1 protein-coding gene is annotated in these 1,102 nt (G+C 70.5%); it reads left to right on the top strand.

The window, feature by feature from the left end:
• Window positions 1-97: 97 nt before the first annotated feature.
• Window positions 98-1,102 (top strand): condensation domain-containing protein (locus tag AB0J09_RS65545; protein ID WP_360714687.1); only part of this gene is annotated, 1,005 nt, incomplete at its 3' end.

The raw sequence follows: 1,102 nt of genomic DNA, 5'->3' as shown, positions 1-1,102 counted from the left end.
GTCCACCGGTTCAACCCGCAGGACTTCCAGGAACCGCCGACTCGCCGCATCAGGCTTGCGGCCCTGCTGTACACCACGTCCATGGACAGGACCTACGGTGGCGGCCACCGCCCTGGTCTGGGACCTGTCCAGCGACACGCGTCAAATCGTCCTGGCCAGCGCCGAGCTCCCCATCGAGCACGTCGACAGCAGCGGCAAGACCGATACCGAGCAGCGCGCTGACCTCGAGTTCGTCCTCAGCCGTCACCGGCACACACCGTTCGACCTGTACCGGCCGCCGCTTCTTCGCCTGGCCGTCCAACGCCTGGACGCCCGGCGCCACCGTCTCGTCTGGACCCACCACCACGCGATCCTCGACGGCCGCGCCCACCAGGTGCTCCTCGCCGAACTCCTGCACCGCTACAACACCGGCAGCAGCCCCGCCTCGCCCCAGCAGTTCGGCCCCTACGCCCGCTGGCTGAGCGAGCAACCGCGCGAGCAGCAGCAGGCCCACTGGGCCAAGCACCTGTCCGGCTACCCCGGCTGTGCCCCGCTGCCCCCCACCCCGCTCGACCCGAGCCTGGACCGGTTCGGCCAGCACACCCGCACACTGCCCGACGCGGTGACCGCAGAACTCACCGCCTTCAGCCAGGTCCACGGCGCCACCCTGTCCGCCGCACTGGTGGCCTGCTGGAGCCTGATCGCCGCCCGGCAGAGAGAGCGAACCGACACCGCGGTAGGCGTCACCGTCTCCGGACGTTCCCCCATCTACCCGCAGGTCATGGACATCGCAGGCCCGCTGGCCTCGACCGTGCCGCTGCTGTGCCCAGCCGACCCTCAGGAAGGCGTCGGCGCGTGGATCAACCGCGTCCACGACGCGCTGGCCCAAGCCGACCAGCACAGCGGATGCTCCTCCGCCGACCTGCACACCTGGACCGGCCTCGCCGAAGGCCAGAACCTTTACGACAGCGTCATCGCCGTCGCCAACTACCCCTATGCCGGCCCACTGGAGGCCGTCGCCGAAGACGACGACACGCTCGTCGTCGTGGACACCGCACAGATCCAGGCGCACGGCGGCCGCACCCGCCACGCCCTGACCCTCATCGTGGAGACGACCGCTGGG

The organism is Nonomuraea sp. NPDC049784 (genome assembly GCF_040659615.1).
Lineage (GTDB): Bacteria > Actinomycetota > Actinomycetes > Streptosporangiales > Streptosporangiaceae > Nonomuraea.
The sequence above is the reverse complement of the archived record's forward strand: the minus strand, read 5'-3'. Positions and strand labels throughout refer to the sequence as shown.